Here is a 16,225-nt window from a genome sequence, read left to right on the forward strand (position 1 = left end):
GACGGATAAGGAGTTGGTAGTATTGAAGTGGTCAGAAATTAGCGTCCATACAACAAATGAAGCGGTGGAACCGATCACCAATATTTTGCATGAAGCAGGTGCAAGTGGTGTCGTGATTGAGGACCCGCTTGATTTAGTCAAGGAACGTGAAAATGTATACGGTGAGATCTACCAGCTCGATCCGAATGATTATCCTGAGGAAGGGGTTATCGTCAAAGCCTACCTTCCGATGAATAGCTTTTTGATGGAAACGGTAGATGAGATCAAAGAAGCCATCAACAATCTTCTTCTATACGATATTGACCTTGGACGAAATACACTGTCAATTTGTGAAGTAAACGAAGAAGAATGGGCGACTGCATGGAAGAAATACTATCATCCTGTGAAAATCTCTGAGAAATTTACCATCGTCCCAACATGGGAAGAGTACACACCCGTTCATTCTGATGAATTGATCATCGAAATGGACCCTGGAATGGCATTTGGAACCGGCACACATCCAACAACGGTTCTTTGCATTCAGGCGCTTGAGCGCTATGTGAAGGAAAACGACACGGTGATTGACGTTGGAACAGGATCTGGCATTTTAAGTGTTGCCGCTGCAATGCTCGGTGCAAAAGACATTCATGCATTTGATCTCGACACCGTTGCAGTGGAAAGTGCAAAGCAGAACATCGAATTAAATGGTGTGAGCGAGCAAGTAACGGTAAAACAAAATAATTTACTTGATGGGATTTCAGGTGAACGCGATGTGATTGTGGCCAACATCCTTGCAGAGGTCATCATGCGCTTTACAGATCAAGCGTATGATCTATTGAAGAAAGACGGTTACTTTATTACATCAGGCATTATCGGACAAAAGAAATTACAAGTCAAAACGGCTTTAGAAGAAGCCGGTTTTGAGATTGTTGAAGTGCTGTCAATGGAAGATTGGGTCAGCATTATAGCGAAAAAATAAAGCGAGTAGGTGTCAGGACACGTATGCAACGATATTTTATCGACCTCACAAAAGAAGAAGTGACGGAAAAGGGACACATCGTCATAAAGGGTGAAGATGTTCATCACCTTGCAAACGTCATGCGGATGAAAGCAGGAGAAGACATCCTTTGCTTAACAACAGACGGCTTTGAAGCGCTCAGTAAAATTGATACAATAACAAAGGAAGAAGTGATTTGTCACTTGGAAGGCTGGACGAATCAGAATCGAGAACTTCCGATCAAGGTGACGATTGCAAGCGGTCTGCCAAAAGGGGATAAGCTTGAATGGATTATCCAAAAAGGCACCGAGCTTGGCGCAAGTGCTTTTATTCCGTTTCAAGCGACTCGTTCGATTACAAAACTTGACCAAAAAAAGTCATTAAAAAAACGAGATCGCTGGGAAAAAATTGCGAAAGAAGCTGCCGAGCAGTCTTACCGGAATATCATTCCGCGCGTTCATCCAGTATCAACATTTAAAGAGCTGATTCAACTGGCCGGTGAATTCGATAAATGTGTCGTTGCATACGAAGAATCATCGAAAGAAGGCGAGCAAAGCCGGTTTCAAACGGTGCTCCAACAGATGAAGGGCGGACAAACCTTATTAGTGGTTTTTGGTCCAGAAGGCGGTTTAGCAGAAAAGGAGATTGAAGAACTTGAAGCGCATGGTGCAGTCATTTGCGGGCTTGGACCACGCATTTTAAGAACAGAAACAGCTCCTCTTTACGCGCTTTCTGCTATATCTTATCAAACAGAGTTATTAAGAGGTGAATCATGATGGGAACAGTAGCGTTCCATACACTTGGCTGTAAGGTCAATCACTACGAAACAGAAGCCATCTGGCAACTGTTTAAAGAAGCTGGCTATGAAAGAAAAGATTATGAATCAAAAGCAGACGTATATGTCATTAATACATGTACCGTCACCAATACAGGCGATAAAAAAAGCCGCCAAGTCATTAGAAGAGCCATTCGTCATAATCCGGATGGTGTCATTTGTGTAACAGGCTGTTACGCACAAACGTCTCCGGCAGAAATCATGGCGATTCCTGGTGTTGATATTGTGGTTGGCACACAAGACAGACATAAACTGCTTGGTTATATTGAAGAATACAGAAGAGAAAGACAGCCGATCAATGGAGTTGGCAATATCATGAAAGCACGGGTCTTTGAAGAACTAGATGTTCCTGCGTTTACTGACAGAACACGTGCTTCGTTAAAAATCCAAGAAGGCTGTAACAATTTCTGTACATTCTGCATTATCCCTTGGGCTCGCGGATTACTGCGTTCTCGCGATCCAGAAGAAGTCATCAATCAAGCGCAGCAGCTTGTCGATGCTGGCTACAAAGAAATTGTATTAACAGGTATTCATACAGGTGGATACGGTGAAGATTTAAAGGATTATAACTTTGCTAAGCTTCTGAAAGAATTAGATGAACGTGTGGCGGGATTAAAACGAATCCGCATTTCATCCATTGAAGCAAGTCAAATTACAGACGAAGTGATTGAAGTGCTCGATCAGTCAGATAAAATTGTGAGACACTTGCACATTCCGCTTCAATCTGGTTCTAATACTGTACTGAAAAGAATGCGCCGTAAATACACAATGGAATTCTTTGCAGAGCGTTTAACGAAGCTCAAAAAAGCATTGCCAGGTCTTGCTGTCACTTCAGATGTGATCGTTGGATTCCCAGGAGAAACAGAAGAAGAATTTATGGAAACATACAATTTTGTCAAAGACCATCAATTCTCTGAGCTCCATGTGTTCCCTTACAGCAAACGGACAGGTACGCCTGCTGCAAGGATGGAAGATCAAGTAGATGAGAATGTGAAAAACGAACGCGTTCACCGCCTCATTGCTCTTTCTGATCAGCTTGCGAAAGAATATGCATCGGCATATGAAGGCGATGTCTTAGAGATTATTCCAGAAGAATCCTTCAAAGAACAAGACGGAACGCACAATCTGTATGTAGGATATACTGATAACTACATGAAGGTCGTATTTGAAGGAACAGAAGACATGATCGGCCGTTTGGTGAAAGTGAAGATTACGAAAGCAGGTTATCCTTATAACGAAGGACAATTCGTCCGTATAAGTGATGACGTGCAGACGGATCAAGTGAGAATGACCTCATAATGAATGAAAAACCGGCAGCCATTAGGCAAGCCGGTTTCTTTTATGTTGACCGATTCGGAAGAAGGAACAAAATCAAGGCGTGAAAAGGGCGGATGAACGGGAAAAAGAGGAGAGAACTTGCAACATTAAACAGCAGACTAAAGTGCGCAATCTGCTGGGCAGGAGAGCTTGCTAAAAACGCAACAAACTCTGTGATAAAGGCGAGAAAAGGAAGACATAAAAGAACACCTAGAACATTAAACACGACGTGCGCATACGCGGTTTGGCGGGCTGCATAACCGCCAGAGATAGCAGCCATCACGGCAGTAATACATGTTCCGATATTGGATCCTAAAACAAAGCTGATGCCTTCTTTTAGAGCGACAGTCCCTTCATTCATAAATCCCATCAAAATACCGATACATACAGAACTTGAATGAACAATCGCCGTGAGCACTGTACCAGAGAGAAGAGCTGTCCAATCGGAGTGCTGCATCATTTCAAGGAAACGCAGTGTCTCTGGCTGACTGGTCATCATCCCTGCAATTTTTGAAAAACTTTGAATACAAAAAAAGATCATGCCAAGCCCAAATAAACTTTTTCCTGCATATCGAAAAGACTTCCTGCCCAAAATGATACATAAAAGACCAGCTGCAATCAGAACCCACATAAACACGTCCATCTTAATGGCAATAAATTCTGTCGTAAATGTTGAGCCGATATTCGTTCCAAGAATCATGGGTATGGATTTTTTAAACGTGAGAATGCCTGTACTCACAAAGCCGATAACGATGACCATAAACGCCGAACTGCTTTGAAGAACCCCTGTAAACACAATACTGACCAAGAATGCTTTGACTGGATGATCTGTAAAGAGAAGAAGTGATTTCTCAATACGAGACGACGTGAGCGCCATTAATCCTTTCCTAAGCAAACCCATTGCCCATAAAAAAATGAAAATAAGTGCACAAAAATAAATGATCGCCATCATAGAAAAGTCCTCCTCTTACCAATGAATATATGGACTTGTCTACCTGCTCATGACGAAAATATATTTCCAAATCACTTAGTTGACCTCAACCTAGGCTTATATTATAATGTCTAGGTACATGTTTTGCATGTATATCTTTTTTTAATGCAGTCGATTGGTGTATTCGGAGGGAGGGAAAGAGAATGTCAAAAACGGTCGTTAGAAAAAACGAATCGCTTGAAGATGCTCTTCGTCGCTTTAAACGCAGTGTATCCAAAACTGGAACATTGCAAGAAGCAAGAAAGCGTGAATTTTATGAAAAGCCTAGCGTAAAGCGTAAGAAAAAGTCTGAAGCTGCTAGAAAACGTAAATTCTAAAGAGGGTGGATTTTATGAGTCTTCTTGAGCAATTAAATTCTGATATGAAGCTTTTTATGAAAAACCGAGAGAAAGACAAGCTTATTGTCATTCGTATGGTAAAGGCTTCACTGCAAAATGAAGCAATAAAGCTTAAGAAAGACAGTTTGACCGGAGATGAGGAACTAACCGTCCTTTCCCGCGAGATTAAGCAACGTAAAGACTCCCTCCATGAATTTTCGAAAGCTAATCGCTTAGATTTAGTAGATAAAGTTCAAAAAGAGATTGACATTTTAGACGTTTATTTACCTGAACAGCTTTCTGAAGAAGAACTGCAGGCGGTTGTGAAAGAAACAATCGCCGAAACCGGTGCTTCATCGAAAGCTGATATGGGTAAAGTGATGAGCGCTATTATGCCAAAAGTAAAAGGTAAAGCTGATGGTGCTGTGATTAACAGACTTGTCAGCGAGCAACTGTCTCAATAAAAAAGTATCCTTCTCATGTTAGAAGGGTACTTTTTTTATGTCTTCATAAACCTGTCATATAAAAATGAAACCTATGATACATTTGTAACGTATGTAAAGGAACGGTAAAATGAAAGAAAGAGAGGGGGGATCACCAAATAGATGAAAAAAATGAAAATTTCTATTGCTCTCTTCAGTTGTTTTATAATATGCTTGTTATTAGGGGTTCAATTGACCGCGAAATCAGCAGATCAGAAAGTTCATGTTATCCCAATTGAAGATACAGTAGAAAAAGGACTTTCTAAATTCATTGAACGATCATTTGAGCAGGCAAAGTCGGAACGGGCGAAGCACATCATTCTCGACATCAATACACCAGGTGGTGCAGTCGATGCGGCGCTTGAAATCGCCGATACCATTCGTGCATCCGATATCCCAGTGACAGCGTTTGTGAATCATAGAGCGCTTTCAGCCGGGGCATTCATTGCCTTAAATGCCGATCAAATTTATATGACCCCAAACGGAAAGATGGGGGCTGCTGCGATCATTGATGGTGAAGGCAACGCTGCCGATCAAAAATCTGAATCTCTATGGCTTGCTGAAATGAGTGACGCTGCTGAAAAGCAGGGGCGTAATCCAAAATATGCTCTTGCGATGGCAGATGTAGATATAGACGCAAAAGAAGCTGGTGCACCAAAAGGAGAATTGCTGACCTTTAATACAGATCGGGCACTTCAGTTCGGTTATGCAGAAGGAGAAGCGAAAAATATGGATGACTTGCTTCAGAAGCTGAACTTAGCAGACGCTTCTGTTCAATACGATGAAGTGAGCTTTGCTGAAAAGGTTGCGCGTTTTCTCACGCATCCGATCGTCATTCCTATCCTTTTATCCATCGCGAGCTTAGGGTTAATTGTTGAATTATATTCTCCCGGGTTTGGGGTCCCAGGCACCATGGGAGTCACAGCGCTTCTTCTATTCTTTTATGGTCATCTCGTGGCAGGTTTTGCAGGATATGAGACATTGTTCCTGTTTTTGGCAGGGATTGTGTTGATCATTCTGGAATTATTTTTGCCAGGGGGAATCGTGGGTGTCATTGGACTAATCTGTGTTGTTGTCAGCTTATTTTTAGCAGCTGGAAGCTTTACAGAAATGGCGATTTCCATCTTGATTGCCACTGCTGTTTCAATCATAGCAGTTATTTTATTGACAAAGGTGTTGGGGAAACGTATGAAATTTTTTAAAAAGTTCATTTTAACCGATTCAACCAATAAAGAAAGTGGTTATGTCTCAAATGAAACAAGAGATGATCTTGTAGGACAAATCGCAGTGACAGCAACAGCACTTCGTCCATCTGGTACGATTGTATTCGGAGACGAGCGCATTGATGTTGTGTCAGAAGGTGCTTTTATCGATAAGGATGAACAAGTAAAAATTGTGAAAGCGGAAGGCTCACGCATTGTCGTGAGGAAAGTATAGATATACTGATTTTATAGGAGGAATAAAATGGATCCATCTACTTTACTATTATTTGTGATTATCGCAGCAGGTTTGATCGTTCTATCGATCTTCTTCACCTTTGTACCGGTGATGCTGTGGATTTCTGCCCTAGCGGCTGGCGTAAGAGTGAGCATTTTTACACTTGTAGGAATGAGGCTTCGCCGAGTGATTCCAAACCGAGTGGTCAACCCGCTCATCAAAGCGCATAAAGCAGGTCTTGATGCGACGATTAACCAATTAGAAAGCCACTATCTTGCAGGTGGTAACGTAGACCGAGTTGTCAACGCACTGATCGCAGCTCAGCGTGCGAATATCGAATTGAACTTTGCTCGCTGTGCGGCAATCGACCTAGCAGGCCGTGACGTACTTGAAGCTGTCCAAATGAGTGTAAACCCTAAAGTCATTGAAACACCATTTATCTCAGGTGTTGCGATGGACGGGATTGAAGTAAAAGCAAAAGCACGTATTACAGTTCGTGCAAACATTGACAGGCTTGTCGGTGGTGCAGGGGAAGAAACGATCATTGCTCGTGTAGGTGAAGGGATTGTTTCTACAATCGGTTCATCAGATAATCATAAAAAGGTTCTTGAAAATCCTGATATGATTTCTCAAACGGTTCTTGGTAAAGGATTAGATTCAGGTACAGCATTTGAAATTCTCTCGATTGATATCGCAGATGTTGATATCGGTAAGAATATCGGGGCGATCCTGCAGACAGACCAAGCAGAAGCCGACAAAAACATTGCACAGGCGAAAGCAGAAGAACGCCGCGCTATGGCTGTTGCACAAGAACAAGAAATGCGTGCGAGAGTTGAAGAAATGCGCGCGAAAGTAGTAGAAGCAGAGGCTGAAGTACCACTTGCAATGGCCGAAGCACTACGTGAAGGTAATATTGGAGTTATGGACTACATGAACATTAAGAATATCGATGCTGATACGGATATGAGAGATTCATTTGGCAAAATGACAAAAGGTCCATCTGATAATGAAAACAAATAAGCATCCTCTCACGCTTTAAGGAGGGAGCCCATTGGACATTCTATTTGAAAATCCGTTACTAATAGCGATTATCATCGGTATTATCTCTGCGGTCTTTGGGAAAATCGGCAAACAAGAGGAGAAGGAACAAAATAACCGGCAGCAAAAGCCAGCTCCTCAAAAGAAGGCAGAACAAACACGACCAGCCCCGGTCAAAACAGACCAGTTGGACGATTTTGGCGATGTACATGATCATGGCGGGATGAAGAAACAAGGTTCACAGTCCTTACAGGATCGTTATACCGCTACACTTGCCGAAATGGAAGAAAGAAAAAGCGAGCTGAATAAAGAGTTTCAATCGCTTGAAAGACAGCTTACTAGGCCAAAGGCAGCATCTGCTGAAATGAAGCCGAAAATCATTGAGAAGCTCAACCAAGATACGGTCGTTCAAGGGATGATCCTTGGTGAAGTATTTGGAGAGCCTCGTGCGAAAAAGCCGCATCGAACGATGAAACGACCATATAAAAGATAAAGAAGAAAGTCCCCTTATTCTTAAGGGGGCTTTTTTGTTGCGTAATGGAGATTTTTCTTAGTCAAAATGATGAAACGGCTGTTTTACGGGATTCATTAGCATGATATGAACCGCTGAGGAATAGGATGATATAGAGGCTTTCTCATCAGTCTCACCATCTTTCAGTTTGATCTCATACACATGAGGTGGGAAGGGGTTCTTATTGAATGGGAAAAAGGAAAAATCGACTTAAAGCATGGCTGACAAGAACACTTGAAATCCCTCCGGACGTGATGATGGATCTTCCCCGTATTACGATGGTTGGCAGACTCCACATTTACATAGAGAACCATAAAGGGCTTTTACTTTTCAGTGATCAAGAGGTAAGGCTGATGCTTAAGCAAGGACAGTGCATTATTTCAGGGAAAGACTTTGTGATTAAAACGATTTTGCCAGAAGAGATCTTATTAGAGGGGAAAATCGATGAGGTCCGTTATATTGATTCTTAACTGACGGAGGGGAGAAACGTGAAAAACAAATGGTTTGCCTATTTTATTGGCAGAGTGGAAGTGGAGATAAGAGGAAGCGGTATTGAGCGGCTAATCAATGAGTGCACGAGACAGGGGATCACAATTTTTCAAGTGAGCCGCCGTCAAGACAGCGTGCGCTTATTTATTCGCCTCTCAGATGTACATGCCTTTAGAAAAGTGCGCAGACATCATGAGGTGAAATGTTCGTTTCATCAAAAGAAAGGGTTCCCGTTTCTTCTTCTATGGTCGAGAAGAAATATTGGCTTCACCCTCGGGATGGCTTTTTTCCTAGTGACGATATTGGCTCTTTCAAATATGGTGTGGAAAATTGAGATTAAAGGTGCGAATCCAGAAACAGAACACCAAATGAGAAAGCATCTGGACGAAATAGGGGTACAAAAAGGGCGTTTTCAGTTTCTCATGGGGACACCTGAAAAAATACAAAAGTCATTGACGACCAATATTCAGAGCATTACATGGGTCGGAGTTGAACTGAACGGAACGACGTTTCAAATGAAAGTGGTCGAAAAAAATGAACCTGAAAAGGAGAAATATACAAGTCCTCAGCACATCGTTGCCAAGAAAAAGGCGGTTATCACGAGAATGTATGTAGAAAAGGGAGAACCGCTTGCCCAGGTCGATGAGCATGTGAAAAAAGGGCAGATGCTCGTCTCAGGTTTAATTGGGAGTGAAGATCAGAAAAAAACGGTCGGAGCTAAAGCGAAAATCTATGGTGAAACATGGTACCGATCTGAAGTTTCTGTCCCTCTCCGAACATCTTTTGATGTCTTTACGGGTAAAATGAAGACAAAGCACAAGCTCTCCTTATTTGGAGGCTCCATCCCATTTTGGGGATTTTCCTTTAAAAAAGATGATTTTCAGCAGCCGAAAACAGAAACAGAAGTTCACCCGCTTCATTTTTTGAATATGCAATTGCCGTTCTCCTATGAAAAGGAAATCACACGAGAAAGTGAAAAAATAAATCGAGAATACACAAATAAAGAAGCGGTTCAAGCAGGGATTAAAATGGGTAAAAAAGAATTAGAAGAAAAGCTAGGTCAAACAGGTGAGGTGAAAAGTGAAAAAGTTTTGCACGAGACAACAGGGAATGGTAAAGTTAAGTTAATCATCCTTTACCAAGTAATAGAAGATATTGTTCAACCAACACCTATTGTTCAGGGAGACTAGAGAATGACAGAACATTTACTTGAGATTCAACAAAAATTGGATAGCCCAAATGAAGCCATTGCTTTATTTGGCAATCAAGATGCTTATCTGAAACTGATGGAAAACGAGCTGAATGTCTCCATTATCACACGTGGAGAGAAAGTGTATGTTTCTGGTCAGGAAGCATCAAGAGATACTGTGAGCCGTTTGATTACATCTCTCTTACATCTCATTCGTAAAGGAATTGAGATTTCTGAGCGGGATGTCGTCTATGCCATTAAAATGGCGCAAAAAGACAAGCTCAATTATTTTGAAAATATGTATGAAGATGAAATTACGAAAAATGCCAAAGGCAAGTCGATCAGAGTCAAAACGATCGGCCAGCGTGAATATGCTGCGGCAATGAAAAAAGATGATCTGGTCTTTGGGATTGGACCTGCTGGTACAGGTAAAACGTATTTAGCAGTGGTCAACGCCGTACATGCCCTGAAAAATGGACATGTCAAACGGATTATCCTGACAAGGCCAGCTGTTGAAGCAGGAGAAAGTCTTGGCTTTTTGCCAGGAGATTTAAAAGAAAAAGTCGATCCTTATTTAAGACCGCTATATGATGCTCTGCACGATGTGCTTGGTAGTGATCATACGGAACGTTTAATTGAGCGCGGAGTGATTGAAATTGCCCCTCTTGCCTATATGAGAGGGCGGACGCTTGATGATGCATTTGTGATTTTAGATGAAGCGCAGAATACAACGCCAGCTCAAATGAAAATGTTTTTGACGAGACTAGGCTTTGGTTCTAAAATGGTCATTACAGGAGATATTACACAAATTGATTTGCCTAAAGGTATGCAGTCAGGCCTTGCAGCTGCAAAGGACATGCTTGCTGAGATCAAGGGTATCTCATTCATTGAATTAGATCAGACAGATGTGGTCAGACACCCGCTTGTGGCGAAGATCATTGGAGCATACGAAAAGCAAAAATGAACTGAGTGACCCGATCGCCTTAATCGGGTCATTTTGTTTCGATCGTGGTTTAAAGTAAAAAAGGAGGTACTTTCCTTGAGAAAGAATCAGAAAGGCAGTAAGCGCAAAAGGCTGCTGTCTAAAAAAGAACCTCAGAAAATGGAGCGCTCACGCTATTTAAACGTACTGCTATACGCTGGTTTAGCGGCCATCCTGTTTGTGGTGCTCTTCTTCCATGTAAAGCCTGAATCGCTCGACCTAGATTTGTTTTCAGTGAGCGAACAGACCATCTATTCTCCGTCTACCGTTGATGACCAAGAAGCAACAGAAGAAAAGAAACAAGAAGCAACGGATCAAGTGGAAGACCAATATACACTCAAAAAAGCGTATTCTGATAATCGTGTTGACCTCATTTCATCCCTCTTTGAAGCCATTAAAGAAGAGAAGAAAGCAGCAGCTGATGACAAAGAGAACCCGCCAACAGATCAAGAGATGGTGAAGCGTGTAAAAGAGAAACTCACAACCGATATGCAGGAAGCTGTTTCGGATCAATCGATTAAAGCGCTGCTCCAAGCAAGTGACGAAAATCTTTCTTTTACAAAAGATTCCATCATCACAGTGGTCAATTCTCTCATGAGTAAAGAAATCACAGCTTCTAAGCTGCAAGATGAAAAGAAACAAGTGAAAGCAGAGCTTGAAAACAATTCGATTCCGTCAAAATATTTAAATGCAGCGAAAGAAATTGGTGAATTTGCGATTATTCCAAACTATGTATTTGACCCGGTCGCAACAGAGAAGAAAAGACAAGAAGCAGCTGATAATATCCAGCCGGTTCAAATTAAGCAAGGGCAAATTTTAGTGGAAGAAGGAGAGCTCATTGACCGCGAAGTGTATCGCAAATTAGAACTGACCGGCCTTTTAAACAGCTCCAATTTGTTTAAGCCTGTAAGCGGTCTTATCATCTTAATTGGTCTCTTCTTAGCGGCGATTGTCCACTCACTGGAATCGAGGAAAAAGTCGCTCGTCCATAAGAATAAATCGTTACTGCTGTACTCGCTTATTTTCACCATTATTTTAATCATCATGGAAGTATTCAGTCTCTTCCAGGAAACCAAATATACAACTATCGGCTACGTCGTGCCTGTGGCACTTGGCACGATGCTGATTAAGCTGCTGATCAATGAGCGGCTGGCGATCTTCTCCGGCCTTGTATTTGCCCTTTGCGGCAGTATGATGTTTAATCAAGGAGTAACAGGCGTCTTTAACTATGTCATCTGTGCTTATTATCTAATAAGCGGGATGGCAGGGATTTTATTTTTGAGAAAACATAATGCGAGATCAAAAATTTTGCAGGCGGGGCTTTGGGTAGCTTTGGTGAATGTACTTGTTGTGCTGTCAATTACGCTGATTCAAAATTCTTCTCCATCAGGGCTTGAAATAGGTGTGAACCTCATCATGGCGATTGTGTCAGGGTTTGCATCGGCTATTTTGGTTATTGGGTTAATGCCAGTCTTTGAGAGCATGTTTGGTATTCTTTCGACCATGAAGCTTATTGAATTATCGAACCCGAATCATCCGCTGCTGAAAAAGATCTTAACAGAGACGCCAGGTACATATCATCATAGTGTCATGGTGGCGAATTTAGCGGATGCTGCATGTGAAGCAGTCGGTGCAAATGGATTGTTAGCAAGGGTTGGAGCTTATTATCATGACATTGGAAAAACGAAAAGACCACAATACTTTATTGAAAACCAAATGAACATTGATAATCCGCACGACAAGCTTTCTCCTCAGCTGAGCAAGAATATTATTATTGCCCATACGACAGATGGTGCTGAAATGCTGAGAGAAAAGAAGTTTCCAGAGGAACTTGTGGACATTGCAGAACAGCATCACGGAAAGTCCCTGCTGAAGTTCTTTTACTATAAGGCAAAAGAACGGGATGATCAGGTGACAGAAGAAGAATTTCGTTATCCTGGTCCAAAACCGCAATCGAAAGAAGCGGCCATTATTTCTGTAGCTGACAGCGTGGAAGCGGCGGTTCGTTCGATGCATAATCCAAACCCTGAGCGGATTGAAAAGCTTGTCAAAGGTATTATTTCAGATAAGATGCAGGATGGGCAATTTAGTGAATGTGATCTGACATTTAAAGAATTAAATATTATTAGCCAAACAATTTGTACAACATTAAAGGGGATTTTCCATTCTCGGATTGAATATCCAGATGCCCCGAAGCAGAAGGTGAAGTAAATGACATTGTTAATCGATTTAATAGATGAAACAGGACAAGTATCGAAAAAGCAGCTTGAAGAAGTTGAAAAGCTTCTTCAATTTGCTGCGGATGCCCTTGAGGTAAAAGATCAAGCGGAAGTATCAGTATCGATCGTTTCAAATGAAGAAATTCATCAAATTAATAAAGAATACCGAGGAAAAGATGCACCAACAGATGTAATTTCATTTGCCCTTGAGGAAGAAGGCGAAGGGGAAATTGAAATCATTGGAGCTGATGACATTCCGCCTGTACTTGGTGACATTATCATTAGTGTTGATCGTACGAAAGAGCAAGCAGAGGAATATGGACATTCCTTCATGAGAGAGCTAGGATTTTTAACGATTCATGGTTTTCTTCATTTGCTTGGCTATGATCATATGACAGAAGAAGATGAAAAAGAAATGTTCGCCAAACAGACAAAAATCTTGGATGATTATGGCCTTTCGAGATCATCGTAAGAAGCGAACGCCGCTTGTCCGTTTTTTTCGGAGTTTTTATTATGCATTTAGAGGAATATGGCGAACTTTCTTGAATGAACGGAATTTTCGGTTTCACACAGTCGCAGCCATCATCGTGGTGATTTGCGGCTTTTGGTTTCACATTCATCCGGTTGAATGGATGATCATTCTGCTTTTATGTGGCGGGATGTTTGCGTTAGAACTTGTGAATACAGCGATTGAACATACAGTAGATCTTTTCACAGAAGAGAAGCATCCTCTTGCTGAGAGAGCGAAGGACGCGGCAGCAGGCGCTGTTTGCGTTTACGCCGCCATTTCGGTTATGATTGGGTTGATCATCTTCTTACCGAAGATCATGCAATAGAACAATATTACTATTTATTAACATTTTTAGAAATGGGCGTGAAAATGTCACGTGAATTATGTAAAATATAAATGTGACAGTGGTACCATTTCTTCTGAAAGTGGGAACTAGAATGAACAAACAAGAGTTGATTTCAGAAGCAGTCAAAGCAAGAGATTTTGCATATGTACCCTATTCTAAATTCAAAGTCGGTGCAGCATTATTATCGCATGACGGAAAAGTGTATGGCGGCTGCAATATTGAAAATGCAGCATATGGTATGTGTAATTGTGCGGAAAGAACAGCACTCTTTAAAGCGTACTCAGAGGGCATCACATCTTTTCAAATGCTTGCAGTAGTGGCTGATACAGATCGGCCTGTTTCACCATGCGGCGCATGCAGACAGGTCATTTCAGAGCTATGTGCACCTGATATGCCAGTGATTCTAACGAACTTAAAAGGTCATATATACGAAACGACAGTAAACGAACTATTGCCAGGCGCATTTTCACCGGAGGATTTAAATGACTAACGAAAGCTTCAAATCAGGATTTGTATCAATTATTGGAAGACCAAATGTAGGGAAATCGACCTTTCTTAATCGTGTAATTGGACAAAAGATTGCGATTATGAGTGATAAGCCTCAAACGACTCGAAACAAAGTGCAAGGTGTTCTGACAACGAACACGTCACAAACGATTTTTATCGATACACCAGGAATTCATAAACCGAAGCACAAACTTGGCGATTTTATGATGAGGGTGGCTCAAAATACACTCAAGGAAGTCGACCTGATCTTGTTTATGATCAACGCACAGGAAGGCTATGGAAAAGGTGATGAATTCATCATTGAACGACTAAAGCAAACATCGACACCGGTGTTCCTTGTCGTCAATAAAATTGACCAAATTCATCCGGATGAACTGTTCCTTTTAATTGATGAATACCGTACACGTTACCCATTTAAGGAAATTGTGCCAATTTCAGCACTTGAAGGCAACAACATTGATACGCTTCTTCAGCAAATTGAAGGTTATCTTCCAGAAGGCCCTCAATTTTATCCGGCAGATCAAGTAACAGATCACCCAGAGCGATTTATTATTTCTGAATTAATTCGTGAAAAAGTGCTGCATTTAACGAGAGAAGAGATCCCTCACAGTATTGCGGTTGCAATTGAATCGATCAAGCCAGATGAAAACGGCAAGATTCATGTTGCAGCGACCATCGTCGTAGAACGTGATTCACAAAAAGGGATTGTGATTGGTAAGCGCGGCAGCTTATTAAAAGAAGTGGGACAAAAAGCGCGCAGAGACATTGAAGCACTTTTAGGCTCAAAGGTGTATTTAGAGCTTTGGGTAAAAGTGCAGAAGGACTGGCGTAATAAATCCACACATCTTCGTGATTTCGGATTTAGAGAAGACGAATATTAAAAACCGATACAGTTGTTAGTAGATCTGACAATGGTGCGGTTCGATTAGTAAAAATTGTTTATCATGAAATGGAGGTAGCCTGGTCAAGATAAAATTAATATGTTGGATGTAGCGTTGCTGCTTCTAATAAAGAAAGGTGGGGTTTTTATGTTGAATTTTACATGGAACGTATTTTCACAAACAGGAAGCGTTGACACGTATCTGCTTTTCAAAGAGTTAGAAAAGGAGAACCTGGAAAGACCCGATGTACTTGAAGAAGAAATAGCACGACTTGATTTTCCAATCTTATAATTCTTGACCCCCTCCAATGCTCGGAGTGTAGACAAATGCTCATTAAAAGTGAAGGAATCGTCCTTAGAACAACAGATTATGGCGAAACAAACAAAATTGTCACGCTGCTCACTAGAGAACATGGGAAAATTGGTGTGATGGCAAGAGGCGCTAAGAAATCGAACAGCCGCCTGTCAGCCATAAGCCAGCCGTTTTTATACGGAACCTTCCTGATCCAATCATCAACAGGACTTGGAACGCTCCAGCAAGGTGAAATGATGGAAAGCATGCGAACCATTCGGGAAGATTTATTTCTGACCGCATATGCCGCATATATGACAGAATTACTTGATAAAGGAACAGAAGAAAAGAAGCCAAACCCTTACTTGTTTGAACTTCTTCTTCAATCTTTACGCCATCTCAATGAAGGCACAGATGCTGATATTATTTTATTTATCGTAGAGGTTAAAATGCTGTCAGTGATGGGGTTGAAGCCTGAACTGGACCAATGTGTACACTGCGGTCAAAAAGAAGGGCAGTTCCATTTCTCAATTAGAGATAACGGATTCATCTGTAAGCAATGCTTTTCTAAAGATCCATATAAACTGCCCTTATCCCCAGCAGCAGCAAGACTGCTCCGTTTGTTTCATTATTTTGATTTATCAAGGCTTGGTCAGGTTGACGTGAAACCACAAACGAAACAAGAAATTCGTCAAGTGCTCGATCATTATTATGAAGAGTATTCAGGTCTTTATTTAAAATCAAAAAAATTCATGAATCAAATGGAATCCATGAAAAAGCTAATGGACGGTGAAAACAAAAGTTGACATCTCTCGTGACTTTTTGTAAGATCATCTAAGATCAAATATGTTGCATTGACAGAAAGAAGTACTTACGTATCAGCCATAAAAGCGACCTTAGGGCGGT

The 16,225-nt window shown here is 41.4% G+C and carries 19 protein-coding genes; 18 read left to right on the forward strand and 1 reads right to left on the reverse strand.

Annotated elements, in window-relative coordinates; all coding sequences use genetic code 11:
• The first annotated feature begins 22 nt into the window (after positions 1 to 22).
• From prmA to mtaB, 3 genes are read left to right on the forward strand one after another with little or no spacing between them, the layout of a single operon-like run.
• A complete protein-coding gene (prmA, locus tag FBF75_RS12415) occupies positions 23 to 958 on the forward strand; it encodes a 50S ribosomal protein L11 methyltransferase (RefSeq protein ID WP_017358022.1) in 936 nt (311 codons plus the stop codon).
• 23 nt (positions 959 to 981) lie between these two features.
• On the forward strand, positions 982 to 1,752 hold the full coding sequence (locus tag FBF75_RS12420) for a 16S rRNA (uracil(1498)-N(3))-methyltransferase (RefSeq protein ID WP_046344016.1): 771 nt from the start codon (positions 982 to 984) through the stop codon (positions 1,750 to 1,752).
• Complete coding sequence (gene mtaB, locus FBF75_RS12425) at positions 1,752 to 3,110, forward strand: tRNA (N(6)-L-threonylcarbamoyladenosine(37)-C(2))-methylthiotransferase MtaB (RefSeq protein WP_017367626.1); 1,359 nt, start codon at positions 1,752 to 1,754, stop codon at positions 3,108 to 3,110. Before FBF75_RS12420 ends, mtaB begins: the two co-directional genes overlap by 1 nt.
• 40 nt (positions 3,111 to 3,150) lie before the next feature.
• On the opposite strand, the gene FBF75_RS12430 is transcribed toward mtaB, so the two are convergent.
• Positions 3,151 to 4,080: a Na/Pi symporter gene (locus tag FBF75_RS12430; RefSeq protein ID WP_017367625.1), complete on the reverse strand. Its 930-nt coding sequence runs from the start codon at positions 4,078 to 4,080 to the stop codon at positions 3,151 to 3,153.
• Between the two features lie 182 nt (positions 4,081 to 4,262).
• Between FBF75_RS12430 and rpsU the strand changes: the two genes are divergently transcribed.
• From rpsU to recO, 15 genes are all read left to right on the forward strand, one after another.
• Positions 4,263 to 4,436: a 30S ribosomal protein S21 gene (rpsU, locus tag FBF75_RS12435; RefSeq protein WP_003152957.1), complete on the forward strand. Its 174-nt coding sequence runs from the start codon at positions 4,263 to 4,265 to the stop codon at positions 4,434 to 4,436.
• Positions 4,437 to 4,450: 14 nt separating this feature from the next.
• Positions 4,451 to 4,900: a GatB/YqeY domain-containing protein gene (locus tag FBF75_RS12440; protein WP_007501319.1), complete on the forward strand. Its 450-nt coding sequence runs from the start codon at positions 4,451 to 4,453 to the stop codon at positions 4,898 to 4,900.
• Between the two features lie 141 nt (positions 4,901 to 5,041).
• Complete coding sequence (locus FBF75_RS12445; RefSeq protein ID WP_017367624.1) at positions 5,042 to 6,355, forward strand: NfeD family protein; 1,314 nt, start codon at positions 5,042 to 5,044, stop codon at positions 6,353 to 6,355.
• Between the two features lie 27 nt (positions 6,356 to 6,382).
• Positions 6,383 to 7,375: a flotillin-like protein FloA gene (gene floA, locus FBF75_RS12450; RefSeq protein WP_007501317.1), complete on the forward strand. Its 993-nt coding sequence runs from the start codon at positions 6,383 to 6,385 to the stop codon at positions 7,373 to 7,375.
• 31 nt (positions 7,376 to 7,406) lie between these two features.
• Positions 7,407 to 7,886 carry a hypothetical protein gene (locus tag FBF75_RS12455; RefSeq protein ID WP_017358016.1) on the forward strand — a complete coding sequence of 160 codons (480 nt, stop codon included), beginning with the start codon at positions 7,407 to 7,409 and terminating at the stop codon, positions 7,884 to 7,886.
• A gap of 206 nt (positions 7,887 to 8,092) precedes the next feature.
• Complete coding sequence (gene yqfC / locus FBF75_RS12460; protein WP_012010618.1) at positions 8,093 to 8,374, forward strand: sporulation protein YqfC; 282 nt, start codon at positions 8,093 to 8,095, stop codon at positions 8,372 to 8,374.
• Between the two features lie 18 nt (positions 8,375 to 8,392).
• Complete coding sequence (gene yqfD / locus FBF75_RS12465; RefSeq protein WP_041090989.1) at positions 8,393 to 9,583, forward strand: sporulation protein YqfD; 1,191 nt, start codon at positions 8,393 to 8,395, stop codon at positions 9,581 to 9,583.
• A gap of 3 nt (positions 9,584 to 9,586) precedes the next feature.
• Positions 9,587 to 10,546: a PhoH family protein gene (locus tag FBF75_RS12470; RefSeq protein ID WP_008342419.1), complete on the forward strand. Its 960-nt coding sequence runs from the start codon at positions 9,587 to 9,589 to the stop codon at positions 10,544 to 10,546.
• 114 nt (positions 10,547 to 10,660) lie between these two features.
• On the forward strand, positions 10,661 to 12,775 hold the full coding sequence (locus FBF75_RS12475; protein WP_370539207.1) for an HD family phosphohydrolase: 2,115 nt from the start codon (positions 10,661 to 10,663) through the stop codon (positions 12,773 to 12,775).
• Positions 12,776 to 13,255, forward strand: a complete 480-nt coding sequence (gene ybeY / locus FBF75_RS12480) for an rRNA maturation RNase YbeY (protein WP_136944804.1) — start codon at positions 12,776 to 12,778, stop codon at positions 13,253 to 13,255.
• Positions 13,233 to 13,619 (forward strand): diacylglycerol kinase family protein, encoded by a 387-nt coding sequence (locus FBF75_RS12485; RefSeq protein ID WP_008342413.1) that lies wholly within the window; start codon positions 13,233 to 13,235, stop codon positions 13,617 to 13,619. The genes ybeY and FBF75_RS12485 overlap by 23 nt, the downstream gene beginning before the upstream one ends.
• A gap of 112 nt (positions 13,620 to 13,731) precedes the next feature.
• Positions 13,732 to 14,130, forward strand: coding sequence for a cytidine deaminase (locus FBF75_RS12490; RefSeq protein WP_008342410.1), 399 nt, complete (start codon positions 13,732 to 13,734; stop codon positions 14,128 to 14,130).
• The gene (gene era / locus FBF75_RS12495) at positions 14,123 to 15,028 is read left to right on the forward strand and encodes a GTPase Era (RefSeq protein WP_007501305.1); all 906 of its coding nucleotides are present in this window, start codon (positions 14,123 to 14,125) and stop codon (positions 15,026 to 15,028) included. The genes FBF75_RS12490 and era overlap by 8 nt, the downstream gene beginning before the upstream one ends.
• 147 nt (positions 15,029 to 15,175) lie before the next feature.
• On the forward strand, positions 15,176 to 15,319 hold the full coding sequence (locus tag FBF75_RS12500) for a YqzL family protein (protein WP_008342408.1): 144 nt from the start codon (positions 15,176 to 15,178) through the stop codon (positions 15,317 to 15,319).
• 35 nt (positions 15,320 to 15,354) lie between these two features.
• Complete coding sequence (gene recO, locus FBF75_RS12505; protein ID WP_008342406.1) at positions 15,355 to 16,125, forward strand: DNA repair protein RecO; 771 nt, start codon at positions 15,355 to 15,357, stop codon at positions 16,123 to 16,125.
• The last annotated feature ends 100 nt before the right edge of the window (positions 16,126 to 16,225 follow it).

Source organism: Bacillus sp. S2(2019) (assembly GCF_005144805.1).
Taxonomy (GTDB): Bacteria; Bacillota; Bacilli; order Bacillales; family Bacillaceae; genus Bacillus; species Bacillus altitudinis.